Genomic DNA, 25,273 nt, shown 5'->3' with positions numbered 1-25,273 from the left:
GCATCAAAAGGTCGAGTGAGCATGGAACTATATAATTTAAAACACCCTTCGCAGAAAGTGAGCTTTAAAGAAGCAGTGCAATTAGGTTTAGGTCAGGACAGAGGTTTGTTCTTCCCCACCCAAATTCCGGTATTAGACGATATTGAAGGGCTGCTGGCGCTGCCATTTGTTGAGCGCAGTAAAAAAGTGCTCGGTGCATGGCTTGCCTCTGAACTAGGGCAAGATGCGGTTGATGACCTGGTTGAACGTGCCTTTAACTTCGATTTACCTTTAGTTGCCGTCGATGAGCAGCGCGCTTGCCTCGAATTGTTCCACGGTCCTACTCTGGCATTTAAAGATTTTGGTGCACGTTTTATGGCGCAATGCGTCAATACCTTTGTCGGCGACACACGCTTAACCATTCTGACTGCGACTTCGGGTGACACAGGCGCCGCGGTTGCCGATGCCTTCTATGGACTTGAGAAAGTCAATGTGGTGGTGCTCTATCCTAAGGGAAAGATCAGTGAGCTACAGGAAAAGATGTTCACGACGTTGGGCAAAAACATCCATACAGTTGCCGTATCGTCCGATTTCGATGCCTGCCAAGATCTGGTTAAGCGCGCCTTTGATGATCCTGAAGTCCGCGAGGGTTTGAGCTTAAACTCGGCGAACTCTATCAACATCAGTCGCTTACTTGCGCAAATTTGTTATTACTTTGAAGCCGTTGCCCAGTCTAAACAGCGCCACGATGCCGATCCTGTGATTTCAGTGCCAAGTGGTAACTTTGGTAACCTGACGGCGGGTTTATTCGCCAAAGCCATGGGGTTACCGGTTAAACGCTTTATCGCCGCAACCAATGCGAATGATACTGTGCCGCGCTATTTAGAAAACGGCCAATGGCAGCCCAATCCGACTCAAGCGACTATGTCTAATGCGATGGATGTGAGTGAGCCAAGTAACTGGCCGCGAGTGGAAGCCATTTGTGAGAAATTAGCTTGGCCGCTGAGTAACTTAGTGGGCATGCGTTTATCTGAAGAGCAAACTTCACTGGCATTAGCTGAGTTGCATGCACTGGGTTATGTGTCTGAGCCCCATGCGGCGATTGCAGCTAAAGCCTTGTCTTTAACTTTAGTGCCTGACGAAGTGGGTATATTCTTAGGTACAGCGCATCCCGCTAAATTTAAGGATGTGGTGGATAGAGAGCTAAATCTTAACTTACCACTGCCGGTTGAACTTGAGGCCGTTGCCCATAAATCTATCTTGTCGGCTGAATTACCCGCCGATTTTGCCGCACTGAAAGCGCACTTATTCAAAATTTTAACCTAAGCTGCTTGTACTTAAGGTATTGGCCTAGCGGTGAGATAAGATAGCGTTACAGAAGAGAAGGGAGCTTAGCTCCCTTTTTTATCAGCACAATTTTGATAAATACGTTTTTATAAATACATTGCCAACAAGTACACTTTTTACAAATGCATTTTTTTATAAGCGCACTTTTTACAGGTGTAAGCAAAATAACGATAAATTGATGAAACCGTGTTGCCGCAGAGCATAAAAGAACTTTTATTTAACTACATGATATTTAATTAATATTTGTTACTTATTGTATTATCTTTGGTAATAAAAATGTGATTAAGTTCACAATTTTATTGGTTTTAATTGTTTATGTTCACCCGCGTGTTTACTCAGTGGGTTGATTGATTTGTCTAGATTTTTTCTATTAAGTGTCTGTTTTTGCGTCTTAGCCTCAGGGTGTGCAACCGATCAACGTGAGTTATATCGGCGCATAAATGTAGCCTACGATTTTGAAGTGACCCATTGCGACAGTTTTGCCATCGTCACTGGGGTGAGCCGCCGCGAGAATAATCTAGATGAAGCCAAAGAGTCTGCCATTGCTCAGGGAGAGCAATTGGGCGGCACGCACATCGTTTGGTTACAGACTGATATGGGCGATCCCACTAAGGTAGTTGCTGTTATTTATAAGTGTCAGATTTAGTTAGCTTAACCTTCAACTTGATTTCAGTTACTCAGGCGGAGTCTTTATGGCAAGTGCATTAAGTCGGCTACACTAAACGCGTTAAACTAGCTACTGTCCTTTTTTGTTGTTATTCTCCGCGCCCTATTTCGGTTAATTACTATGATCTGACTGGTGTTTATGGCGCACTGTCTAAGTGCCAACTACGCTTATTTAGGTATTAAAACACCGCGGAAGCCTGACGTTGAACCGTTTTGCTTCATCTTCATCAGGAGAGGATCGCCAACTTAAGGGGCAAGTAACTTAGCCTATGTCATTGTTTAAATACGTTCCTGTCTTATTGCTGCTTTTTTTAGCCTTGCCCGCCAAAAGTGCGTTGCAGGTTAATAGTCCTTTACCCTGTCATAAAACCATTAAAGTCGGTTATAACGACTGGCCTCCCTATGCTTGGCAAGATCCCCAAGGAGAAGCTCAAGGTTTAGATGTGGATCTGATGCGGGCATTTGCCGTGTATCTCGGCTGCGAAATCAATTTTATCAATGTGCCCGCGAAGCGATCGCATCAGATGCTGAAAGCTGGACAGTTAGATGTGTTGATGGGAGCGACAATGACGGATGAACGTCAGGCTTATGCGCATTTTTCCAGTTATTATCGAGACGAAGAGCTGCGCTTATTCGTGCTCGATGAGCAAAAAGATCAGATTAATGTCGATAAGTGGGAGGACATTTTTACCAAAAAGTTACGCCTGCTTGTGCCTTCAAGCGGTTGGTATGGCGCGGATTATCAAGAGTCTCAATATCGATTAGAGCAGGAGCATTTATTGGTGTTAAGCCCTGACTCAGATAAGTCGGTACAAATGCTCACCTATGGTCGCGGGGATATGATCGTCGGCGATACTATGGCCATGCCCTATATTGCCAGTCAGCATCAACACATCAAGCTAGTGCCACTCAAGTTAGTGTTAGATCAAAACCATATCCATTTAATGCTCAGTAAAGCGAGTATGACGCCAAGCCAGTTAGAGCAGTTTAATCAGGCGATTAAGACCTTGATGGATAACGGTGAAATTGCACGCGTGATCAATAAATGGCAACAAATGTCACTGGCGAAACAATCCAATATGAGCCGCCTAAACAGTCCACTAAAGACGCTGTACGTCAGCCCGTAATCAGGCCTTAACACTAGCCCTTCACGTTAGCTAATCCTGTCTTACTCCTGACGATTTTTATCGTGGTGCAACAGGGTAACGCTATGATCTTTGTTGTTTTCCGCTAAAGAATATTGTTTTTTACTCAGTTGTTTTCCCGCGATTTAAGATGTGACACATTTGCTAAAACTTCTCTGGCTCGAAGTTACTGAACTCTCTATTAAATTCTGCTAGCTTGGTGGGCTAAATTGTCATGCTTTGGGCTTGATTGCGTTTTTTCGCAAACGTCTCTGGCAAGAATTTCTTCGCTAAATCTGCTAGCAAAATCTCGTAGTCAAAGAGTCCATTGCTAAAAATAACAATAGGATAGAGGTCATACATGAAACTTCGCCATTCTGTCACCTGCTGCATGCTTGCCCTAGGCACGTTCACTGCGGCCCAAGCCATCGCTGCCGATGCGGTGAGCAATCAAGGATATTACCGCGCGCCAGCCCTGCACGATCAAACCTTAGTCTTTACTGCTGAAGGGGATTTATGGACTCAGACCTTAGGTCAAAAGGCGGCGACCCGCTTAACGAGTTTACCCGCAGAGGAGCTAGGTGCGACCATTTCAGCCGATGGCAAGTGGGTGGCTTACGTGGCCAACTATGAAGGCGCGAGCGAAGTGTATGTGATCCCGGTTGCCGGCGGTGTGGCCAAGCGGGTGAGTTTTGAGAATAGCCGTGTGCGGGTTCAAGGTTGGACAGCCAAAGGCGAGATTTTATATTCCACCGACAGTGGTTTTGGCCCCGCGAATAATTGGATGCTACGCAGAGTCGATCCTAAAACCCTCACGACCACAGATTTACCCTTAGCCGATGCGGTCGAAGGTGTGATTGATGATCGCAACGAATATGTATACTTCACACGCTTTGGCCTGCAAGTCACTGGCGATAATGCCAAAGTGTACCGTGGCGGCGCAAAGGGCGAATTATGGCGCTTCAAACTTGGTAGCAAAACCGAAGCCCAGTTGCTCAGCGGCAAGCACGACGGCTCAGTGCGTCAACCTATGCTATGGCAAGACAGACTCTATTTTATCAGCGACAGCGATGGTAACGACAACCTCTGGTCGATGGCGGTCGATGGTTCAGACGCAAAACAGTTGACCCAATTTAAAGATTGGCAAGTCCGCGGCGCGCAGATGGATCAAGGCAAAGTGGTCTTCCAGCAGGGTGCTGATATCCATGTATTTGATATCGCGGCCGCAAAAGACGCATTAGTCAATATTGAACTCACGTCCGATTTTGCCCAGCGCCGTGAGCACTGGGTGAAAGATCCTATGGATTACGCATCCTCTACCGATTTGGCCCTTGCTGGCGATAAAGTGGTGATCACCGCCCGCAGCCATGTGGCAATCGCGGGTGTTGATGGCTCGCGCTTAGTGCAAGTTGCGCTGCCAGGGACTTATCGCGTGAGAGAAGCGATATTGAGTCAAGATGGCAAGTCTGTTTATGCGATCAGCGATATGACGGGTCAGCAGGAAATTTGGCAATTCCCTGCCGATGGCAGCAGTGGCGCTAAGCAGCTGACAAAAGACGGTCATACCTTAAGAATGAGCCTGAATCTGTCCAATGACGGTCGATTTATCGCCCACGACGATAATGATGGTAATGTTTGGCTGCTCGACTTAAAGAAAAATACCAATCAGAAAATCATCACTAACGGTGAGGGACTTGGGCCTTACGCCGATATCCGCTGGTCCGGAGACAGCCGTTTTATTGCATTAACTAAGTCGGAAATCGGTAAACAAAGACCGCAAATCGTCCTTTACTCTGTGGATGAAAATAAGGCCGAGACGCTCACCAGCGATAAGTACGAATCCTATTCGCCAACCTTTAGCAGTGACGGCCTGTGGTTATATTTCCTGTCAAATCGCCAATTCAGCGCCACGCCAAGTTCACCTTGGGGCGATAGAAACATGGGCCCAGTGTTTGATAAACGCAGCCAAATTTTAGCCATCGCCTTAGTTAACAATGCCAAATTCCCCTTTAGTAAACCCAATGAACTCAGCGTTAACCAAGCTGACAAAACGGATGCCAAGGATAAACCGAATCCGGTGAAAATCGATTGGTCTGGTATTTCGCAGCGCCTATGGCAAGTGCCTATCGATTCAGGCAATTACAGTGAACTGCGCGCCGTCGATGGTAGGCTTTATGTGCTCGACCAAGCGATGGGTGATGACGCTGAACCGAGTCTGATGACCATCAAGTTTGATCCATTAAGTCCGAAAGCCGAGGTTTTTGCCGAGGATATTGGTCATTATGCGGTTTCTGCCGATGGCAAAAAGCTGATGCTGCGTAAGTTCAGCAATGACAAGGCGCTGATGATTGTTGACGGTGGCGATAAGCTAGGCGATACGGATAATGCCAAAGTGCAAACGGATCAATGGCAATTAGCGATTTCTCCCCAGCTTGAATGGCAACAAATGTTTGAAGATGCTTGGTTGATGCACAGGGAATCTTTCTTCGATAAGAAGATGCGCGGCCTCGATTGGCAAGCGACCAAAGCTAAGTATCAACCTTTGCTTGACCGCCTGACTGACCGTAACGAACTGAACGATATCTTCATGCAAATGATGGGCGAATTGGATTCTTTGCACTCACAGGTTCGCGGCGGTGATTTACCCAAAGATCCCGATGCGGCTAAAGCAGCTAGCCTAGGTGCGCGTCTACAGCAAACCGCCGATGGCGTTAAAATTGCGCATATTTACAGTAACGATCCTGAGTTGCCAGCTAACGCTTCACCGTTAAATCGTATCGAAGTCGATGCCAAAGAAGGCGATGTGCTGCTGGCCATCAATGGCACGCCAGTGGCGAACGTGGCCGATGTCACGCGGCTGTTGCGCAATCAACAGGACAAGCAAGTATTACTGCAACTTAAGCGTGGCAGCCAAACCCATAAAACCATCGTTATGCCCGTCAGCGCTATGGTGGATGGCCAATTACGTTATTTAGATTGGGTGAGCCATAACGCGACTGTGGTCGAGGATGCGAGTAAGGGCAAGATTGGTTATTTGCACTTATATGCCATGGGCGGCGGCGATATTGAAAGTTTCGCCCGTGAGTTTTATACCAATTATGATAAAGACGGTTTGATTATCGACGTTCGCCGTAACCGCGGCGGCAATATCGACAGTTGGATTATCGAGAAGTTATTGCGCCGCGCTTGGGCGTTTTGGCAACCGACTCACGGCACGCCAAACACCAATATGCAGCAAACTTTCCGTGGCCATTTAGTAGTGTTAACCGATGAACTGACTTATTCCGACGGTGAAACCTTCTCAGCGGGAATTAAAGCGCTGGGTATTGCGCCGCTAATTGGTAAACAAACGGCAGGCGCGGGCGTGTGGTTATCTGGGCGAAATTCGCTGACCGATAAAGGTATGGCGCGAGTGGCCGAGTATCCACAGTATGCAATGGATGGTCGCTGGGTGCTGGAAGGACATGGCGTAACGCCGGATATTGAAGTCGATAACTTACCTTTCGCCACCTTTAACGGTAAAGATGCGCAGCTTGAGACAGCGATAAGCTATTTGAAGGATGAGTTGGTTAAGCAGCCTGTTCCAGCTTTAAAAGCGCAACCTCTGCCAGTAAAAGGAATGGCGCAGGATATAAAAGCTAAGTAATTGATATTTAAATTCAGTATTTAACTAAAATTTAAGGTATCTCAGTTAGCATAGTCGCGTACAAAGTTAGGGTGTTGTCTCTTAGTTCCCGAGACAACACCCATTTTTATGCCCATTCATTAATATTCTTACTCGTTTCTGCGAAGATCTGCATAGTGTTCACTTGCTGTTGTTGGGCAATGTGATTAACTGTCATCGCTCTTGCGTCTTCGTTATGGCTTAGGTAATAGGCCGTTGGCGCTGAAATCCCTTGGCTTGTTCCTGTTGCTATGTTGGTCATATCGGTGATCACTTGGTATTTCATCTTCGCGTGTTTCAATTCGACTAAGGTTTCTATGTTATCCCTCAGTGCTGGCATTTCTGCTGGTTTTTCAGCTGGTTTTTGCGCATTCGCAGCAAATTGTTTTGCATCGCGAGAAAGCGTTACTGTATCAGTTGATGTTGGTGCGCTGGTTTGAACGGCATTGTTAACCTGTGCAAATTCAGCGTTGGAGACATTTTTTTGTGGGCTGACAGACGGGGAATGTCGCAGTGGTTGAATGTGCATCGTTTAACTCCAACAGTTGATACCAAGCTAAGATTGGCTTCTATCGTACGGTTTAAAAGCTGGACATGAGCTGAACCATGGAAAAGGTTTCGGGGATGCAGATGGTAAGACTCTTTGTTGGAGCGGCGACGGTGATTCGGTGATGACAATGAGTCAGACTGGTAATGATCTGCGGTGCGGCAATAAAAAAGCCCGCTTAGGAAACCATTAGCGGGCCGTAGATATCAGCAAAATCTTAAAACTTGATGTGAATATCTGTCGCTAAACTATTGGCGATAAAGCAATTTACATGTGCTTTTTCGTGAATTTTCTCAAGGGTTTCTTGGCTGACTTCAACCCCTTCGGCAAACATGACCTTAGGATTCAGCACCATCTTAGTGACGGCCAACTTGCCCGCTTCGTTTTTACCCAGCTCTGCAGTGGCATTGTCCACATAGGACGTGACAGGTAAGCGCTTAAGATGTGCAATCGCGAGAAAGGTTAACATATGGCATGAGGATAACGCCGCCAGCAGGCTTTCCTCTGGGTTTACATTCTGCCCATTGCCTTTATATTCCGGTGCCGACGAGGCTTGAATCGTCTGGCCGCTGCCAAATGTAATACTGTGGTCTCGACAAAATTCGCCTTCTTCGGCGGGCGAGGTTTGCCAGTTAACCGTTAAGTTAAAGCCCATTATTTTCTCCTATCTGAAGGACATCAGGGCACTATAGCCTAGCGGTGCGCACTTAGCCATGACCTGTGGCCCAGTGCGGCAGGAAGTTATAGATTAGTGCGGAGAAGTTATAGCCCAGCGCTCAGTAATAGACTGCTTGTGAGTACGCTGCCAGCCACGATACCAATCGGTAAATGGCGTGGACTGTAGCTTAACGTCAGTATGACCAGCATGGCCGCGAGGGAAATAATCCCCATAAACAAAATGCTACCGTAGGCCCAGCCTTGATCGCTCGCGCAGGCACTTAAGCTAAATGCCAGTAATAACCAAGCAAACAAGGTGAGCAAATGGCTCTGCCATTGTGCTGGTGGACGGTTAAACACATCCTTAAAATGCCCAAACTTAGCTAAGGCGAACAGGGCCAGTGAGAGATAACTTAAGCCTAAGATGCCAAGTACAGGGATAAATTCTGGCATCATGATTTGGCTTCCTCCAATGAAGACGGCGAGGTAAGTTCGTTGGCTAGGGATGTTTTTGGCTCACTGCGGCGCGCCTTATTCGCCTTGGCATTCGGCGCATTAGATGCGGGTCTTGCTGGGCGCTTAGCTGGGGCTTTGGCAATCAAAGTTAATCTTTTACTGGCAAATAGCATAGCGCCGCCAAGTAGAATGGCGAGCACATCAAATCCGACTAAAGGCCATTGATGGGATTGAATATTGTCGATGAGATTGCTCGGCGATGTGAAGGCATTAAGCACGGGCAGTGCACAGCACAAACTGCCTGTGAGTATCAATGCTGCTTGCCACTGGCGACGTGAACGACCCAAAAAAGCCCATACTCCCATTGCCGCCAACGCGATAAAGAAGCTGTGAACTTCCCATTCAGAGCGGCCTGCAAAACTTGTCGATAGCAGACGATTTGCGTAAAAGAAGCTCACAGCGCCTAAGGGTAATCCTAAGATAAACATGAAGTTTAACCCTTCAACCAAACGTAATCCCAAGCTTGGTTTCTCGCCTTTATCTATAGCTTTCTGTTGTTTTTGACGTAGGCGAATGGCCCACATCAAAGTGCCTGTTGCGACCATAGCGCAACCCAATAAGCCGCAGAAAAAGAACAATATGCGTAATAGCGGGGCGGCAAAACGCGCCGTGTGTAGCGACATCATAGTGTCGTAAGTAGCGGATGCTCCCGAGGCTTCATGCGGGCTGGCATACTTAAGCTCACCATTGACCCCGTTAAATATCAAAATGTTGGCCTCATCGGTCACATCTTTACCTGTGTTTTGGTAAAAGGTCACTTGGCTATTTTGATCTTTAGGGTATGACACTATCACTTGCTTAATCGGCGCATCGCCCCAAGCGGCTTGCACCTGCGGCAGTAATTGACTCAGCTGCACCTGTGGCGCGCTAATCCCCGTGGCTTTCTCGGTTTGTCTGGCGGGGTTCAGCTCTTTTAAAAAGGCTTGGCTGTCACCCGAATAGGCGGTATCCACCGTCCACGGAATATAGATCAACATCAGAGTGATAAGCCCAGTATAAGTAATCATCAGATGGTAGGGCAGGGCGATGACAGAGCTCACATTGTGCACATCTAACCAAGAGCGGGCGCCCTTGTCGCGTCTAAAGCTGAACATATCCTTGAAGATCCGCTTGTGGATCACTATGCCGCTGATAAGGGCGATCAGCATAAACATAGTACAAATGCCGACGATATATCGAGCTGTAATTGCTGACATATAATGCAAGTCAAAGTGCAGACGATAGAAGAAATCACCGCCACGACTTGCGCGCACTGCTGAGATCATGCCGCTGCCATCGGCGAGGGCGACATGTTCTTCAGTCTTGCCGCGACGTTGACCTTTTTCTGGCGGTAGTTGCCAACTCACACTTTGAAAGGGTTTTCGTTCGGTTGGAAAACCTATCATCCAACGCTGCGCCGATTCGGGCGAATGCGCTGCGATATAATCTTGGCCTTTATCCAGCTGATTTGCGAGCGTATCGGCTTGATAGTTTTGATAAACCCCTTGGTGTAATTCGGGTTCGTTCCACAGGCTGATCTCATGGCGGAAATAGCTCAAGCTACCCGCAAAAAAGATCAACAATAACACCCAACACACGAGCAAACCTGCCCAAGTATGTAGCCAAGATAAGGTTCTAAAAAATGTCTCTTTCATCCTATTGTCCACACACCTGAATCAACCCAAAACATAACAAACTCACTAGGCCTAAATCTCGCCATGCATGCCAGGTTTTACGTACACAAAAGGCGTAAATAATGGCGATGGCATAAAACAGAAAAGCCAACATATTGGCCGTTATTGTGCTTTCGAAGCGGGGCATTGGTAGCACGACTGTCAGCAGGCAAGCCAAGGTGGCCGCCGCAATATAACCCGCCAGTAGGGCGGCGCTCGCGCGGGCAAAGACTTTGAAGGCAAACAGCGATTGCTCTTGCTTAAACCATCGCGCAATTTGCACAATCCCCCGTGAAATCAGTGAGAAAGAGCGCGTTTGCACTGCAGATGATTGCGTTGACGTTTCAAACGCGGGTGTATTAGACATAAGTGCCACTTCTCATTTCGAGCCAATATGGGTCCGTTATGGCTATCCGTTACGGTTAATTCTGCAACGTGCGCTTGAGCTTTCTGGTTTAACGGCAGAAGACTCGGCTTAACGGTGAATGCATTTCTATTAACAGGGGAATAGCTAACCGCGAGAAGTATAACTTAGTTAATTCAAATGATAAACGATATCATTTAGATTCGAATGTAAATATGTGATCTTGGGCTAACGGAGGTGCAGATTGTTACTAGGTTGTGTTTTTGTATTTTTTTAGCTTTGAATATAAATCTTTTAAATCAAAGGCTAAAAATTTATAGTTAATATATTGTGAACGATAAGTTATGAATACGTATGCATCCCATTGAGGCGAAAAACGCTACACCGTTAGTATGACACTTTGATTGCCCTATGTTTCTTGGATTGATGTGGTGAATAGAACATCGGGTTAAAACAAGTCGTTATGACATAGGGGAATGCCAAATGCGTCATTGTAAACTCAGCGTCTTGACCATGGCTCTCGCGACAGCAGGCTTTAGTGTGGTGTATACACCGCAGTTAGCCTTTGCAGCAGAGACTACGCCAACTCAACAGGAGGCCAAACAAGCTCAAGACGACAATATAAAAAACGATACCAACACGAATACCAAGAGTGTCGAAACCAACAAAAAAGCCAGCGATGAAGCGGCAAATATCGAACGTATTGAGGTTAAAGGTTACAGCAAAAGTCTGATTGATTCCCTCGATGCTAAGCGTTACGGCGACACAGTATCAGAGCAATTATCGGCAGATGATCTTGGCGCCTTACCCGATGTATCAATGGCGGATGCGCTGACCCGCTTACCCGGTATTTCAGCGGTACGTACCGGTGGACAAGCGGCGGAAATTAACATTCGCGGTATGTCTGGCGGTTTTGTTTTTTCAACCTTAAATGGCCGTGAACAGGTATCGACGAGTGGTACTCGCAGTATCGAGTTCGATCAATACCCGTCTGAACTGATTTCATCCGCCGCTGTGTACAAATCCCCTAAAGCCTCACTCATTGAAGGGGGCGTTGCAGGCACAGTTGAACTGCAAACAGTCAGCCCACTGCAATCCGATAAAGACCATAGTTTTCTGGTCAATGCCCGTGGTATGTACAACGACAGAGCCAGTGAAGTGTATGGTGCTGACGAGTATGGCCACAGATTGAGTATGTCTTATCAGGGTAAGTTCTTCGACGATACCTTAGGCGTGGCGTTAGGTTATGCCCGTCTAAAACAACCCAGTGTAGCGACCCAATTTATCGGTTTGGCTTATAATGACAGCAAAGAAGTTGATGGACTGGCTAATGATACCAACGGTCCTATTGATGCCCCTGCGAATGAGTACATCAGCGAGGGTTTTGAGCTACAGCACCTTGGTGGCGTTGAAATTCGTAACGGTTATATGGGCGCGATTGAGTGGGCACCTAGGGATAATTTTAAGCTCAAGGCCGATTCATTTTTATCGCGTTTCGATAGCGAATCGTTTGCCCGAGGATTCAGGGTTAAGTTTGGTGGCTCAGGCGCTGCGATTGCCAATCCTGTACTCGATGGCAATTCTGTTATTGGCGGAACCTTTAATCGCACCTCAAAGAGCTACACCCGAGTTGAGACTGTAAACGACGATAACCAAGATTTTGATGAAGTGAATAGCTTTGGCTTAAATGTTGACTGGCAAGTGACAGACAGACTGAATGTCGCCGCCGATATTTCCTATTCCTCAGCCAAAAGTAACTTTAGGAATGGCCTGTTATGGGCGAACGTTGCTGTCGATGCTAATGCCGCCACCCCAGTTTTCGATGATAATGTCTCGATTAGTTATCAACTTAACGGGCTTAATCTGCCCGATGTGGGCTTTAATCAAGCCGATGCTTTCACCGATCTGGATCGGGTGATGGTGAGTAAGTACGGCATCTATCCCTATGAGAATGAAGATGCGGTAAAGGCTTATCGCCTTGATTTTAAATATGACCTTGAGAATGATTACATCAGCTCAGTAGAGTTTGGTGTACGTTACTCTGATCGCAATTACTCCAATCGCCGCTCGGTATTTGAATATGGCAATGATGGCGCTTTCTCTAGCGCTGAGCCACCACTCAAGCTGACGTCTGATATGGCCTCGGTCGTCGATTGGCAGGGTGAGTTCAGTTATTTTCCCTCTTATCTCGCCATTGATCTCGACGCTGCGCTAGCGGCTTGGTTCCCTGAAGGTATCCCACAACCAGTACAAACTTGGGGAAATGCCGATGGTGTACTCGATGCTAAGGGCTATACCACTAACTATTCTTGGACCGTATTGCAAAGTGGGGAGGTGTTCGAAAAGGTGTTTGCGGCTTATGCTATGGTTAATTTTGATACCGAGATTGGTGGTATTCCAGTCACAGGAAATCTCGGTTTACGCCGTGTTGAAACAGACCAATCTGCAACTGTCTTAGAGAATGTTGGTGCACATCCAGAGCTTGGCGCTCAGTACATTGTCGATGATTTAGGCATAGTAAATAACTACTATGCACCTAAAATCAAAGGGATAGATTATGTTGATTATCTACCGTCCCTTAACCTTAGTTTTAAGATCACTGAAGATTCTCAAATCCGTTTAGCAGCCGCTAAAGTGATGTCGCGTCCGCCCATTAACCGCTTGGCGGGAGATGCGAGCGCAACGGTTAATAGCGATGGGGTCATCAATGGTTCCAGTACTAATAACCCTTATTTAAAACCTTTCTATGCGGATCAATATGATATTTCCTACGAGAAATACTTTGATGAAGGCGCCTTTGTCGCGGCGCTATTCTACAAAAATATTGATTCTTTTATTGATACTGTGGCTATCACCAATTTCGATTTTAAGGGGAATGGCTTCAACGTGCCGGATTACATCGTCGATCCTGTTACTGGGGTGCAAACCTCAACAAGTAATGGCACTTACACTACTGCAATGAATAATGCTGAGGGTGGATACATTCGCGGTTTAGAGTTGGCTTATACCCAAGTGTTTGCTTCCTTGCCCGATTTATTTTCCGGTTTAGGTTTTAACGCCAGTTATTCTTATACCGAGAGTGAGGTGCAGTCCATTACCAGCCTAGGCGGTGATAGTGCGACTCAATCTTTACCTGGGTTATCGAATAATGTGTTCAGTGCAACCTTGTTTTATGGCTATGAGGGCTTTGAAACCCGTATCAGCGCTCGTTACCGTGATGCTTTTGTCTCTGAACAGGTGGCGATTAACGATCAAGTGGTGAATTTCGATTCCGAAACCGTGATGGACTATCAAGCCTCCTACCAAGTAACGGACGGTTTAAACGTACTGTTCCAAGTCAATAACCTCACAGATGAACCGACTAAGAGTTACTTCGGCACCGAGCAGAAAACCGGCACCCTACAGTACTTTGGCCGCGAATTTTTCTTGGGGTTCACCTATGCCATGTAATCCATTGCATCAGTTAGTGTGCTTAGACGCACAGAGCCTAAATCCATTACATGTTGCGCCATTTTGCTTCACGGCGTCTTATTCGCAAATTGGGAGAAACCACTCATGTTGAGTATCTCTAATCTTATTAAACTGTCGGCCTTAGCTCTGAGTATGACCTTACTCTCGGCCTGTGGCGGCAGTGATTCATCTGAACCGGGTAAAGTGCTATTAACTTGCGATGTGCCTATGGTGCCCGATGCCACGGGCACAAGCTGCGTTGCACCAACGCCTATCAGTTGTAAGGCGCCTAAATTCCCTGATCCTAAAAACGAGAGTTGTATAAACGGTTTAGATCCCTCGTTACCCGCGCCAAGCGTATTCCCGCAAGCCAATCAAGCAGTGCTTTACTACAATCGCATTAAAGATAAAAACAATACGGCGAGTAACGCTGAATATCCTAAGTACAAATTACATACTTGGAACGATGAAAAGTGTGATGCCTATGCCGCTCCTTTTGATACCAGCGACTGGAGCAACGGCCATCCCTTCGATGGTATTGACCCTAATTATGGCGCCTATTGGATCCTTAATCTGAAGGAAGGTTATGGTGCCTGCGGCAACTTTATTGTGCATGCCGGTACGGATGATGCGGGTAAAGCCTTAGGTAAAAACAACTTAACCATGTCCCTGGTACAGGACGATGCGACGTATGTTCGCGTGAATTTCACCATTCACGGTGAGTCGGATGTTTATGAGTATCCGATTCTAGAGACAGGTTTCTCTATTTCAGGTATGAGTGCCCACTGGTTAGATCGCAATACCTTTGTGTGGAATCAAGATCCACAGGGGGTGACAAGCGTGAAATTGCATTATTCAGCTAAGGCTGATATCGCCGCCGATGATAATAATGTGATCAGTGGCACTCAAGTGACCTTGACGCCCGCGACCTTAAGCGATGCACAAAAAGCGTTATCGCCAGTGCTGGCAGATTGGCCTGCTTATACTGCTAATTTTACTGCGGATGAAGCCAAAGCCATTGCAAAAGATCAATTAGTATTAGTCGCTTACGATGCCGATGACAAACCTGTTGGCGCAACTTATGTGCAAGCGGCCAAGGTGCTTGATGATCTTTACACACAGGGCGACCAAGATGCTGATGAGGCTACGCTCGGTGTGGTTTACGATGGGGCTAACATTATTGCTTCAGTGTGGGCACCGACGGCCCAAGATGTAAAACTGAAAGTCTATGATGCCAATAAAACACTTAAAAGCACTGAGAATATGACCTTAGATAGCCTCACTGGTATCTGGTCCTATCGCGGTGATGCTAGCCTTAATCGCCTCTATTATCGTTATGCGCTCAATGTGTACCATCCAACGACTAAAAAACTTGAGTCGTTAGAAAGCACTGACCCTTATTCTCTAAATGTGTCGAGTAACGGTCGTTTTAGTCAGTTTATTAATTTGGATGATGCGGACCTTAAACCTGACGGCTGGGATAACCAAACCGTTGCTGCGATTGCTCACCCAGAAGATGCGGTGATCTACGAGGGGCATATTCGAGACTTTAGTATTCGAGATCAGAGTACAAGTGCCGCCCATCGTGGTAAATATTTGGCCTTTACCGAGCAAGGCTCTGCGCCAGTCGAACACCTTAAAAAGCTGGTTGATAATGGCTTAACTCACTTCCATGTGTTGCCCGCCACCGATATGGCAACGGTTAATGAAAATGCCAGTGAACGCATCGAAATGACCGACACTTTGGCCAAGTTATGCAGCAAAATCAATGATACGGCCGATGCTTGTAAAACCCAAAACAAGTCAGCAACTATAGAGAGTATTCTGGCGAATAGCTTACCCGGCTCAAGTGATGCGCAGGCATTAGTGGATGCTATGCGTGGTTTAGATGGCTTTAACTGGGGTTACGATCCGCAGCATTTTTTTGCACCTGAAGGCAGTTATGCCACAGTGGCTGAGGGTACGGCGCGAGTGCTTGAACTGCGCGAAATGAACCAAGCCTTGCATAATATTGGTCTCAGAGTCGTATTAGATGTTGTGTATAACCACACGAGCGCTTCTGGCGTGAATGCTAACGCTGTGCTTGATAAGGTCGTTCCTGGTTATTACCACAGATATGACCCTGTATCTGGCGCGATGGAACAGTCAACCTGTTGTGAAAATACCGCCACTGAACATCGAATGATGGGCAAACTCGTCACTGATTCTTTAGTTTTGCTTGCCAAAGAATATGGCTATGACGGCTTCCGTTTTGATGTGATGGGGCACATGCCTAAGCAAGGTATTCTCGATGCGAGAACCGCTGTTCAGGCCGTCGATCCAGACACTTACTTCTACGGTGAAGGATGGAACTTTGGTGAAGTTGCCGATAATCGTTTATTCGAACAGGCAACCCAAGCCAATATGGCAGGCTCCGAAGTGGGCACCTTTAATGACAGAATACGCGAGGCGGTGCGTGGTGGCGCATTGTTTGCGACTGAGTCAAAGGATGACTACCTGCGGGAGCAAGATACCCTACGCTTATCATTGGCGGGTAACTTACAAAACTATGTACTCAAAGACTTTAATGGCAATTCTGCTAAGGGCAGTAGCTTTAGCTGGAACTCACAACCGAGTGCTTATGCTCTCGATCCTGCCGACAGTATTAACTATGTGTCTAAGCACGATAACGAAACCCTGTGGGATATCCTGCAGTATAAACATGCCATTGGTTTGAGTATTGAAAATCGTGTGCGAGTTCAAAACATTGCTGCCAGTATTCCACTCTTGAGCCAAGGGGTGCCGTTCCTGCAAATGGGTGGTGATTTACTGCGCTCAAAATCGATGGACAGAAACAGCTATGACTCGGGTGACTGGTTTAACTATGTCGACTTTACCTACAACAGCAATAACTGGAATGTAGGTTTACCGCCAGCGCAGGATAACAGCAGCAAATGGACGCAGATTGCGGGTATTTCTGCTAACCCAAATGCGGCGGCGTCCATGTCGGATATCGAATTGGCTTCTGGGGTATTTAACGAGTTTTTACGTATACGTCATCAGAGTCCATTATTCCGACTGACCGATGAGCAGACCATTATTGAGCGGGTGGGATTCCATAACATCGGTAAACGTCAGCAACAAGGTGTCATTGTCATGAGCCTTGACGACGGTGTGGGTCTTAGCGATCTCGACCCGGCAGTCGATGCCATCGTGGTGATGATCAACGGCAGCGCAACGGAGCAGTCTCACACAGTGCCGACTGCAGCAGGCTTTAGCTTACACGAAGTACAAGCAAACTCTGTTGATGCCAAAATCCGCGGCGCAAGTTTTAGTGAGGGTGCGAATGAAGGCACATTTACGGTTCCTGCCTACAGCACGGCTGTATTTGTGAAAAAACAAAGCGGTGCTCAGGGCGTGGGTCTCTCGGCAAATGCCACAGTTGGTGCGCCTGATGTTGTGCCCTATGGCAGTACCGATGTATTTGTCCGTGGCGGCATGAATGGCTGGGGTGAGGTCGATAAATTCGCCTACGTCGGCGCTGGCGAATACCGTATTGCCATCAAACTGAATGCCGGTGACTATGATTTCAAAATTGCCTCGGCAGACTGGAATACCGTTGATTTTGGTGCCATAAGTGCTGATGTCGCGCAAGTTGATGAAGGCGTGGCCGAAGCGCTAGCAGCGAAGGGCGGGAATCTGCATTTTTCCGCGGGGATAACGGCAACCTATGTGTTCTCCCTTGATGCATCGGATAAGGACCATCCCGTATTAAGCGTTTATAACGAAGAGCCATTTGTAGGAACGCCAGTGTATCTGCGTGGTGATATGAATGGTTGGGGGACTGATAACGAAGTCAAGTATATGGGCGGTGGGATATATCGCGTTGATCTCGCTATCACGGCTGGTACTAAGGGCTTTAAACTCGCGTCCAGTGATTGGTCTACCGTAGATTATGGTACCGGTGAGGCCGATGGTGTCGTCGTGCTCAATCAAGAGAAATTGCTGGCGGTCAAAGGCGGCAATATGAGCATCACCTTCGACAGCGATGATACCTACAGCTTTGTGTTTGATGCGTCAAATCGTAATGAACCTAAACTCAGCGTGTATAAAACGGCGATGTTTGGTGCGAACACGGTTTACATTCGTGGCGGCATGAATGGCTGGGGCACAGTGGACACGTTAGCCTATCAAGGCGCTTCGGTTTACAGTGTCGATATCGCGTTAATCGCAGGTGATAACGAGTTCAAAATTGCTTCATCAGATTGGTCTAGTGTCGATTTTGGTGCTGTGGTGGGGGATGAGGCTGTGACGCTTGATGGGTTAAAAGTCTTGGCTTCAAAGGGGGCAAATATGCATTTTAATGCGCCAGTGGATGCAACTTATCGCTTTACTGTGACAGGTCCAGATCCTAAATCGCCAACCTTAACTGTGACTCAAGTTAATTAGGCTAACGCAGCGAGCCGCGGTTAACTCACCATGGATTCGCTGTGAATTTAAAACCACCTTAAGTGCGAACTTAAGGTGGTTTTTTTATTCCCCTGAGCGGGAGAGGTACAGATATTTAACCGATACGGAGGCAAGGCTTAAAACTGTGAGCGAAACAAGATATGGATTTTCTGACTTGCTGGCTTTGTCACAATTGTTTGTTTTTATTTGCTTAGGTGTGTCTAGTGGTTACTGCTTGTTTAGCGTTAGGTTAATTTTTATGCTGCCAATGTGAGCTTTATCAATTTTGATGTACTGAGGTTTTGGCAGAATGCTCGTTATCTTTTTTACCGAGACCTAGCCTGATAACCCTATGCATAAAAATTCTAAGAATGGTGAAACACACCTGTCAGATAATGCGATTCTACTATCCACGACGGATTTGAAGGGAAACATTAAATATGTGAATCAGACTTTTTCGCAGATTAGCGAGTTTAGCGCCGCTGAGTTGCAAGGGAATCCCCATAACATAGTGCGTCATCAAGATATGCCAGCGGCTGCGTTTAAGATCCTTTGGGAGCGAATTAAGCAGGGTAAACCTTGGATGGGGATCGTTAAAAATCGCACTAAAAATGGCGGTTATTACTGGGTAAATGCCTATGTCGCACCTGTGTATGAAGACGGTAAAATTCACGAATATCAATCTGTTCGCCGTCAAGCGACCCCTGAGCAGATTAAAGCTGCCGAGCGTATTTACAGCGATATAAATCAGGGCAAGCAACCTAAAGCATTGCGCAAAGATAGGCTAGGTTTCAGTGGTAAGATACTGCTGGCCATGCTGATTTCGATTATGACTACGACAATGATTGCCAGTTATTCTCCCATTGGTGCTGCAATTGCGGGGATGACGATAGCGTGCCTAGCATGGTATTTCCTGATGCAGCCGCTGCAAAAACTCGTGTCGATGGCGACTAATATTATTGACGATCCTGTGGCGACGGGCGTGTATACCGGCCGCCAAGATGAGATTGGAAAATTGGATCTTGCTCTGCGCTTTTTGATCACCGAAATTGGTGGCGTTGTCGGGCGCATGGCGGATTCTGCCAGTGAAATCCAATCTCAAAGTGTCAATCTTAAACAAACCATTACCAACACTTGGGAACATGCCGATAGCCAGAGTGAGCAAACGACGCAGGCTGCAACAGCGATGGAGCAGATGAGCGCCAGTTTTGCCGAAGTGACGGGCAATATTCACCGCACCGCCTCTGAAATGGTGTCGAGCCACGAGGCGGCTCAACGCGGTCATTCACGTTTAGAAACAGTCATAGAGGCGATTCATGAGTTGAGTGTGCAAGTGAGTCACTTTTCCGATGTGGTTCAAACGATTGAAGAAGATAGCCGTGCAATTCACCAAGTGCTTGAGGTGATACGTGCCATTGCCGATCAAACTAATCTGTTAGCTTTAAATGCGGCAATTGAAGCGGCGCGGGCAGGGGACAGTGGCCGCGGTTTTGCCGTGGTGGCCGATGAAGTCAGACAATTATCGAGTCGTACTAGCCAATCCACCTCGCAAATCGAATTAATTGTTAGCCGCTTTAGGGAAAGTACTCAAAGGGCGACTTCGACTATGATGGCGGGACAAGAGCAGGTTAAACGTTCGGTCGGCTTAGCGCAGGAAGCCAGTGTTGCTTTTGGCGAGTTGCTTTCATCTATATCAAGGATTAACTCCTTAAGTGATGATAATGCCGCCGCTATGACCCAGCAGACCTCAGTGGCCGCTGAAATCAGTCGTGCTATTCATGTGATCAGCGATTTGGCTCAGCAGAGTTTAGAGCAGACGCTCGATGCGGCGGCGCGGGGCGACCAAGTGTCGCGTCTATCGACTAAGACGCATCATCTGTCACAACAGTTTTGGCAGCAGAGTGTGCAACGTAAATATTAAGTGTATTTACTTTAGGTCGCATTGAATTTTGTGATTGATTTACTATCAATGCCTGGTTATAAATCAATCACTTAATCGCATTTTTCGGACAGTTTTATTTTCAACTTCTTGATGGCTGTCACATTTAGGAGATGCTAATACCTGAGTTGATCGAAATATTTGCCAATATCCCTTGTGTTTTATTCTGTATGCCCCAAGCTCTAGTAGTGAAGCGAAAATAAAAGTAATGACATTAAAAGGGACAACCTATGAAAATAAATATTTCTGGTCACCACGTCGATGTTACTGATTCTATTAGAGAAGATGTTAACGAGAAATTTGCTAAGATCGCCACTCATTTTCCCTCTCTGATCGCACTGGATATCATTATTGCGAAAGAGCATGGCGAGTATCAGGTTGAAATTCGAACCAATTATGAAGGCAGCCGCATTTCCGCTTCGGGTACCGATGAGGTGATGTACCCAGCTATCAAGGCCGCATCGAAAAAATTAGATGCAGCACTTAAGCACCGTAAAGGTCAATTAAAAGCAGATTTACATGAAACCCCGAGCTGCACAACGCCAGCCATTGCCCATGAAATTATCCAAGAGATGGAGCTTCGTTAGGTTTTAATCATTACTCACCGCCTTAGGTGAGCACAAAAAGGGCCTTAACTGGCCCTTTTTGTTGGCTATGATTTTTTCCAGAATGCTAATGGGTTAAATCAACGCCAGTTGTAAGCCCTTGAGTACAGCTTGGGTGCGGTCTCGGCAATCGAGTTTAGTGAGTAAGTTAGATACATGATTCTTTACTGTGCCCTCCGCTAAAAATACCGCATTGGCGATTTCTTTGTTGGAGAAGCCGCCCGCCATAAAACTGAGGATTTCCCGCTCCCGTTCCGACAATAATTCATTTCTAGTTACCCCAACGCTAGGTGCAGGTTTAGGCTCACTCATCTGTTTGAGTACCGAAGGCTCTATCAAGTAGCCGCCTTTGGCGACGGTTTCGATGGCGTGCAGTAACTTGTCGAGTGACACGTCCTTGAGCAAAAAGCCGTTGGCTCCCGCCTGTAAACTATTGAGGAATAACTCACTGTCGTCGAAGGTGGTCAACATGATGACAGGTAAACTATTGGCACTCTGACGTATCTGTTTGAGCATGGCGATGCCATCAAGGTTTGGCATGCGAATATCACTGAGCAGCACATCGACAGGATTATTGGCGAGTTGGCTGAGTGCATCTTGGCCATCTTCGGCCTGCCACACCACGCGAATGTTGTCGGAAATGGCGAGCAGGCTAGCGATGCCTTGGCGAACCAATTGTTGATCTTCTACTAAGCCGACACTGATGATGTTGTTTTGCGTATCCATAGCGATTCCAAAGAGTTTTCAATAAAAAGTTAAGCGAGTGCTGGGAGGGTGAGGGTGAGTTGGCAGCCGGGCGCCGAGTCATTCGCCCTTAGCTGCACCTTGCCATTAAAGGGCTGTAGTCTTTCCTGCATGCCGCTAAGCCCTGTGCCATAAAGTCCTGTACCGCTTTTAGCTGATGCGTTTCGCGCGGCTACCCGTGTTAGCCCCACGCCGTTGTCGCTCAGTTGCAATACCAGTGCGCTTTGGGAGTCTTCCATGCTCAGTTGCAGTTGATTCGCCTTGCCGTGGCGCACGGCGTTGCTGATGCCTTCTTGCAGGACTAACAGCAGGGCTTGAGTCAGTTCGGCTGATTGCAGTGGTTTCATCGCCTTGCAGGTGAGAGTGACGCTGGGTAAGCGGGTCATCAGCGCCTCTAAAGGTGGGACTAAATCCAATCCCACTTGCACTCTTTGAGCCCTGACGACGGCGCGAATACTTTCAAGTAGCTCTTTGGCTAAGGATTTACTTTGGTTAACTTGAGGTTTGAGGCCTTCGGGCGCTTTATGGCTCAGTACTTCTAATTGCAGAGAGAGTGCTGTGAGCTGGTGGCCGAGAATATCGTGTAAATCGCGGGAGATCCTTAATCTTTCTTGCTGTTCGCTGGCTTGGCTAAGTAGGGCGCGAGTGGCGATAAGCTGTTGGTTTAGCTGTTCTTGTATCAAACGTGATTTACGCTCGGAAAGCCTTGCTTGGCTGCTGCTGTAGGCAAAGAATTGAAAGCCAAGATAGATCAAAATATTGAACACATTGCTTTGTTCATGCAAATGCCATTGCAGCAGCGCGTAATAAACAAGGTTGGCTAACAGTAACTGCGAAATGGCTTGGCGGCGATTAAAGAACTCAGGCAAAAGTGACGCCCAAATAACGAAGAGGATCGGCAGCAATGCATGGTTTGCCGTGAGTAATAAGTTCAGCACGATAAGCGGCATTGCTAGTGTGGCAAGGCGACGAAACAGAATATTGTTATGCGCAACTTTATCGGTAGCTATCAGTATAAATGCCACTAAATACAGCCCATAAAGCGTGGCATTGAGCATGCCTTGCCATGTATGCAATGCGGTTTGATTTATCCCAACCCAAGCCACTAATGCCCAAGTGAGCACTCCTGCGGCAATTAACATGCTCTCTTCTTTCGCTAATCGATTCTCTAGCACGAATGACGATTCCTTAATCCAATTCTGCCGACCATTCTAAGGTATCAGCGTCAGATGTCACTATGCCAAAAGTCATCTTGTTAAAATCTTGTTTCATGACTTTTGGCACCTGTTTTTAGTCCTGTGATTTTTTAAGCTAACTCCATCGCAGTTACTTATCAGCGCAAATAACAGGAGTAAGACATGAAACACGTGAACTTAACGATGACAACAACTCAGATTCGCCGAGCAAATATGACCAAAAGGACGTTATCAGCGATTTGGGGCGCAGGCTTAGCTTGCTTGCTCTTGTCGGCAGGAAGCGTGTCGGCAGGCTCCATGTCCAAAGGAAGCCAGACACATACCCTGACTGTGGATATCGATAATATTCAAGTACAAACCGGCGCCTTAATGGTTGAGCTTTATGCCAATGCCGAGGATTACGCCGCAGGCCACAATCCCAGCGCATCTATGATAACGCCCGTCACTAAGACAGAGCATAGGCTGGTATTTAGCGATCTAGCCGATGGTCAATATGCGGTCAAGGTCTTTCACGATGAAAACGGTAATCACAGCTTAGATACCAATATGTTAGGTGTGCCGAGTGAAGGCTATGGTTTTAGCAATAACGCCGGCAGTTTTGGGCCTGCGAGCTTTAAAGACGCCAGTTTTAGTCTGCAGGCCGATGCGCAAATCACTATACATATTCGCTAAGGGAGGGCTGCACCATGGATAGACGTCAATTTCTAGCAGGCTCTGCCGCCCTAATGACGACTGCTGTTTGGGCGAGTTCAGTGGATAAATTACTGGCACTGGATAACGCACAAGCGGTCGCCCGTGAGCCATGGGCCATAGGTTTTAATGGGGCTGAAGGCGACTATCAGCCGCTCACTATGCAGGTTTCGGGCGAGTGGCCAGCGCAATTGAGCGGCAATCTATACCGAAATGGGCCTGCAAAAATGTCTCGGGCAGGTAAGGCATATCAGCATTGGTTCGATGGCGATGGCATGGTGCAGCAGTTTAGTGTGGCCAATGGGCAAATTCAGCATCAGGCTAAGTTTATCCAAACAAAGAAGTTTAAAGTGGAAGAAGCCGCTGGCGCATTTAAGTACACCACCGCAGGCACAGTGATCCCCAATGCTTTACCCATTCGCAATAACGATGATTTGAATGTGGCCAATACCAGTTTATTACCGCGCCACGGCGAGTTGCTTGCTATGTGGGAGGCGGGTTCACCCTATCGACTCGATGCGCAGACCTTAACTACGCTCGGTGTTAAAAGCTTTGGCGACAAGTTTAAGGGCTTACCCTTTTCCGCCCATCCACTCGATGATGGACAAGGTGGACTGTGGAATTTTGGTGTCTGGTATGTTGGCGGCGAGAAGCAATTACTTGTGTATCAAGTGGCAGCCGATGACAGCATTGCCAGAATGGAAGTGATTGAATTACCACAGGCGAGCTACTTACATGCCTTCGCCCAGAGTGAAAATAAGCTAGTGTTTTACATTTCCTCCTGCGTCTATGAAGAGGGCGAAACCTATATCGATGCCTTTAAATGGCGCCCCGAATTGCCATCGCAATTACTGGTTATCGACAAAGCCGACTTTAAAGCGCGCCAGTTACACCCACTGCCTGCTGGATTTGTGTTTCACTTTGGCCAAGCCATTGAGAAGAATGGCGAACTGTCAGTCCAGCTTTGCCTCTATCCTAATTCGGCAATGTTAACGCAAGGGATGAAGGGGTTACTGACGGGCGCCCGTAAAACAAAAACACCCCATGCCGAGTTAGTGACCATAACTGTTCCGCTCACAGCACCACTAACAGCAGCTAGCAAAACGCAGCTTGCAGAGACATTGCCTTCCTCTGCGCGTATTAACCGCAGCTGTGTGATGATGGAGTTTCCCCAGTTTGCGCAGCAAACTATGAGTCAAAAAGAGCTTGCACAGCTAACTAGCGGTAAAAAGGAGCTTGCAGAGAAAACGGGTGGAGCATCAGAGTTTGCCCCGTTATTTGGCGTTGGAGCAAGATCAGATTCTGCTATTAATTCTGGTGCTAATTCTACCTTTAAATATGAATCTGAATCTGAATCTGAATCAGGACTGAGTAACACTCTGTATTGTATTCATAATGCAAAAGACAGTAGCCAGCACGGTGAGGATGCACTTAGCGATACGAGCTATAGCGCGTTTTATCTTGGCAAAGGCAAGATTGCCGAAGAGCTGCTCTATATCCCCGCCACTGAGCAGCATGAAGCCTATTTGTTGATGACTTGGCTCGATTACCACAATGCACAGTCTGGTTTGTCTTTGTTTCGTGCCAGTGATATCAGTGCGGGCCCCATAGCTTCGGCTCAAATGAACAGGGTATTGCCGTTAGGGTTTCACGGTTGTTTCATTAACGCTTAATATGTTGATCTATAAACAAAAAACGCAGCCTA

At 47.1% G+C, this 25,273-nt stretch carries 17 protein-coding genes; 10 read left to right on the top strand and 7 right to left on the bottom strand.

The window, feature by feature from the left end:
• The first annotated feature begins 21 nt into the window (after positions 1–21).
• The 4 genes from thrC (at position 22) to Q4Q54_RS15210 (ending at position 6,762) form a co-directional block, all read left to right on the top strand.
• Entirely contained in the window at positions 22–1,305 is a 1,284-nt protein-coding gene (gene thrC, locus Q4Q54_RS15225; protein WP_311988865.1) for a threonine synthase, read from the top strand.
• 364 nt (positions 1,306–1,669) lie between these two features.
• Positions 1,670–1,972: a hypothetical protein gene (locus Q4Q54_RS15220; RefSeq protein WP_014620644.1), complete on the top strand. Its 303-nt coding sequence runs from the start codon at positions 1,670–1,672 to the stop codon at positions 1,970–1,972.
• 289 nt (positions 1,973–2,261) lie between these two features.
• Entirely contained in the window at positions 2,262–3,119 is an 858-nt protein-coding gene (locus Q4Q54_RS15215; protein ID WP_311988864.1) for a transporter substrate-binding domain-containing protein, read from the top strand.
• Positions 3,120–3,477: 358 nt separating this feature from the next.
• Positions 3,478–6,762: a S41 family peptidase gene (locus Q4Q54_RS15210; protein WP_311988863.1), complete on the top strand. Its 3,285-nt coding sequence runs from the start codon at positions 3,478–3,480 to the stop codon at positions 6,760–6,762.
• A gap of 106 nt (positions 6,763–6,868) precedes the next feature.
• On the opposite strand, the gene Q4Q54_RS15205 is transcribed toward Q4Q54_RS15210, so the two are convergent.
• From Q4Q54_RS15205 to Q4Q54_RS15185, 5 genes are all read right to left on the bottom strand, one after another.
• On the bottom strand, positions 6,869–7,309 hold the full coding sequence (locus Q4Q54_RS15205; RefSeq protein WP_311988862.1) for a hypothetical protein: 441 nt from the start codon (positions 7,307–7,309) through the stop codon (positions 6,869–6,871).
• A 235-nt stretch (positions 7,310–7,544) separates the two neighbouring features.
• Positions 7,545–7,982, bottom strand: a complete 438-nt coding sequence (locus Q4Q54_RS15200; RefSeq protein ID WP_259482003.1) for an OsmC family protein — start codon at positions 7,980–7,982, stop codon at positions 7,545–7,547.
• Between the two features lie 107 nt (positions 7,983–8,089).
• Positions 8,090–8,440 (bottom strand): DUF3325 domain-containing protein, encoded by a 351-nt coding sequence (locus Q4Q54_RS15195; RefSeq protein ID WP_006080813.1) that lies wholly within the window; start codon positions 8,438–8,440, stop codon positions 8,090–8,092.
• Positions 8,437–10,134 carry a PepSY-associated TM helix domain-containing protein gene (locus Q4Q54_RS15190; RefSeq protein ID WP_311988861.1) on the bottom strand — a complete coding sequence of 566 codons (1,698 nt, stop codon included), beginning with the start codon at positions 10,132–10,134 and terminating at the stop codon, positions 8,437–8,439. Before Q4Q54_RS15190 ends, Q4Q54_RS15195 begins: the two co-directional genes overlap by 4 nt.
• A gap of 1 nt (position 10,135) precedes the next feature.
• Positions 10,136–10,519: a DUF3649 domain-containing protein gene (locus tag Q4Q54_RS15185; protein WP_006080815.1), complete on the bottom strand. Its 384-nt coding sequence runs from the start codon at positions 10,517–10,519 to the stop codon at positions 10,136–10,138.
• Between the two features lie 480 nt (positions 10,520–10,999).
• Here Q4Q54_RS15185 and Q4Q54_RS15180 point away from each other — a divergent pair, with 480 nt between their 5' ends.
• From Q4Q54_RS15180 to hpf, 4 genes are all read left to right on the top strand, one after another.
• Positions 11,000–13,966, top strand: coding sequence for a TonB-dependent receptor (locus Q4Q54_RS15180; RefSeq protein ID WP_311988860.1), 2,967 nt, complete (start codon positions 11,000–11,002; stop codon positions 13,964–13,966).
• A 105-nt stretch (positions 13,967–14,071) separates the two neighbouring features.
• Entirely contained in the window at positions 14,072–18,394 is a 4,323-nt protein-coding gene (locus tag Q4Q54_RS15175) for an alpha-1,6-glucosidase domain-containing protein (RefSeq protein ID WP_311988859.1), read from the top strand.
• 352 nt (positions 18,395–18,746) lie between these two features.
• Positions 18,747–20,315 (top strand): PAS domain-containing methyl-accepting chemotaxis protein, encoded by a 1,569-nt coding sequence (locus tag Q4Q54_RS15170; protein ID WP_311988858.1) that lies wholly within the window; start codon positions 18,747–18,749, stop codon positions 20,313–20,315.
• A 248-nt stretch (positions 20,316–20,563) separates the two neighbouring features.
• Positions 20,564–20,920 (top strand): ribosome hibernation-promoting factor, HPF/YfiA family, encoded by a 357-nt coding sequence (gene hpf, locus Q4Q54_RS15165; protein ID WP_006080817.1) that lies wholly within the window; start codon positions 20,564–20,566, stop codon positions 20,918–20,920.
• 93 nt (positions 20,921–21,013) lie between these two features.
• On the opposite strand, the gene Q4Q54_RS15160 is transcribed toward hpf, so the two are convergent.
• A complete protein-coding gene (locus Q4Q54_RS15160) occupies positions 21,014–21,664 on the bottom strand; it encodes a response regulator transcription factor (RefSeq protein ID WP_311988857.1) in 651 nt (216 codons plus the stop codon).
• 29 nt (positions 21,665–21,693) lie between these two features.
• A complete protein-coding gene (locus Q4Q54_RS15155; RefSeq protein WP_311988856.1) occupies positions 21,694–22,857 on the bottom strand; it encodes a histidine kinase in 1,164 nt (387 codons plus the stop codon).
• A 183-nt stretch (positions 22,858–23,040) separates the two neighbouring features.
• Here Q4Q54_RS15155 and Q4Q54_RS15150 point away from each other — a divergent pair, with 183 nt between their 5' ends.
• On the top strand, positions 23,041–23,550 hold the full coding sequence (locus Q4Q54_RS15150) for a DUF2141 domain-containing protein (protein ID WP_311988855.1): 510 nt from the start codon (positions 23,041–23,043) through the stop codon (positions 23,548–23,550).
• A 14-nt stretch (positions 23,551–23,564) separates the two neighbouring features.
• A complete protein-coding gene (locus Q4Q54_RS15145) occupies positions 23,565–25,241 on the top strand; it encodes a carotenoid oxygenase family protein (RefSeq protein WP_311988854.1) in 1,677 nt (558 codons plus the stop codon).
• Positions 25,242–25,273 lie beyond the last annotated feature (32 nt).

The organism is Shewanella sp. SP2S2-4 (genome assembly GCF_031932025.1).
Classification (GTDB): Bacteria; Pseudomonadota; Gammaproteobacteria; order Enterobacterales; family Shewanellaceae; genus Shewanella; species Shewanella baltica.
The sequence above is the reverse complement of the archived record's forward strand: the minus strand, read 5'-3'. Positions and strand labels throughout refer to the sequence as shown.

What these genes read in the sequence shown, in the direction of transcription:
- Q4Q54_RS15180 (WP_311988860.1), top strand. Translation starts at nt 11,000, where the DNA reads ATGCGTCATTGTAAACTCAGCGTCTTGACCATGGCTCTCGCGACAGCA.
- Q4Q54_RS15145 (WP_311988854.1), top strand. Translation starts at nt 23,565, where the DNA reads ATGGATAGACGTCAATTTCTAGCAGGCTCTGCCGCCCTAATGACGACT.
- Q4Q54_RS15160 (WP_311988857.1), bottom strand. Translation starts at nt 21,664, where the DNA reads ATGGATACGCAAAACAACATCATCAGTGTCGGCTTAGTAGAAGATCAA.
- Q4Q54_RS15195 (WP_006080813.1), bottom strand. Translation starts at nt 8,440, where the DNA reads ATGATGCCAGAATTTATCCCTGTACTTGGCATCTTAGGCTTAAGTTAT.
- Q4Q54_RS15150 (WP_311988855.1), top strand. Translation starts at nt 23,041, where the DNA reads ATGAAACACGTGAACTTAACGATGACAACAACTCAGATTCGCCGAGCA.
- Q4Q54_RS15190 (WP_311988861.1), bottom strand. Translation starts at nt 10,134, where the DNA reads ATGAAAGAGACATTTTTTAGAACCTTATCTTGGCTACATACTTGGGCA.
- Q4Q54_RS15215 (WP_311988864.1), top strand. Translation starts at nt 2,262, where the DNA reads ATGTCATTGTTTAAATACGTTCCTGTCTTATTGCTGCTTTTTTTAGCC.
- hpf (WP_006080817.1), top strand. Translation starts at nt 20,564, where the DNA reads ATGAAAATAAATATTTCTGGTCACCACGTCGATGTTACTGATTCTATT.
- Q4Q54_RS15185 (WP_006080815.1), bottom strand. Translation starts at nt 10,519, where the DNA reads ATGTCTAATACACCCGCGTTTGAAACGTCAACGCAATCATCTGCAGTG.
- Q4Q54_RS15170 (WP_311988858.1), top strand. Translation starts at nt 18,747, where the DNA reads ATGCATAAAAATTCTAAGAATGGTGAAACACACCTGTCAGATAATGCG.
- thrC (WP_311988865.1), top strand. Translation starts at nt 22, where the DNA reads ATGGAACTATATAATTTAAAACACCCTTCGCAGAAAGTGAGCTTTAAA.
- Q4Q54_RS15200 (WP_259482003.1), bottom strand. Translation starts at nt 7,982, where the DNA reads ATGGGCTTTAACTTAACGGTTAACTGGCAAACCTCGCCCGCCGAAGAA.
- Q4Q54_RS15175 (WP_311988859.1), top strand. Translation starts at nt 14,072, where the DNA reads ATGTTGAGTATCTCTAATCTTATTAAACTGTCGGCCTTAGCTCTGAGT.
- Q4Q54_RS15205 (WP_311988862.1), bottom strand. Translation starts at nt 7,309, where the DNA reads ATGCACATTCAACCACTGCGACATTCCCCGTCTGTCAGCCCACAAAAA.
- Q4Q54_RS15210 (WP_311988863.1), top strand. Translation starts at nt 3,478, where the DNA reads ATGAAACTTCGCCATTCTGTCACCTGCTGCATGCTTGCCCTAGGCACG.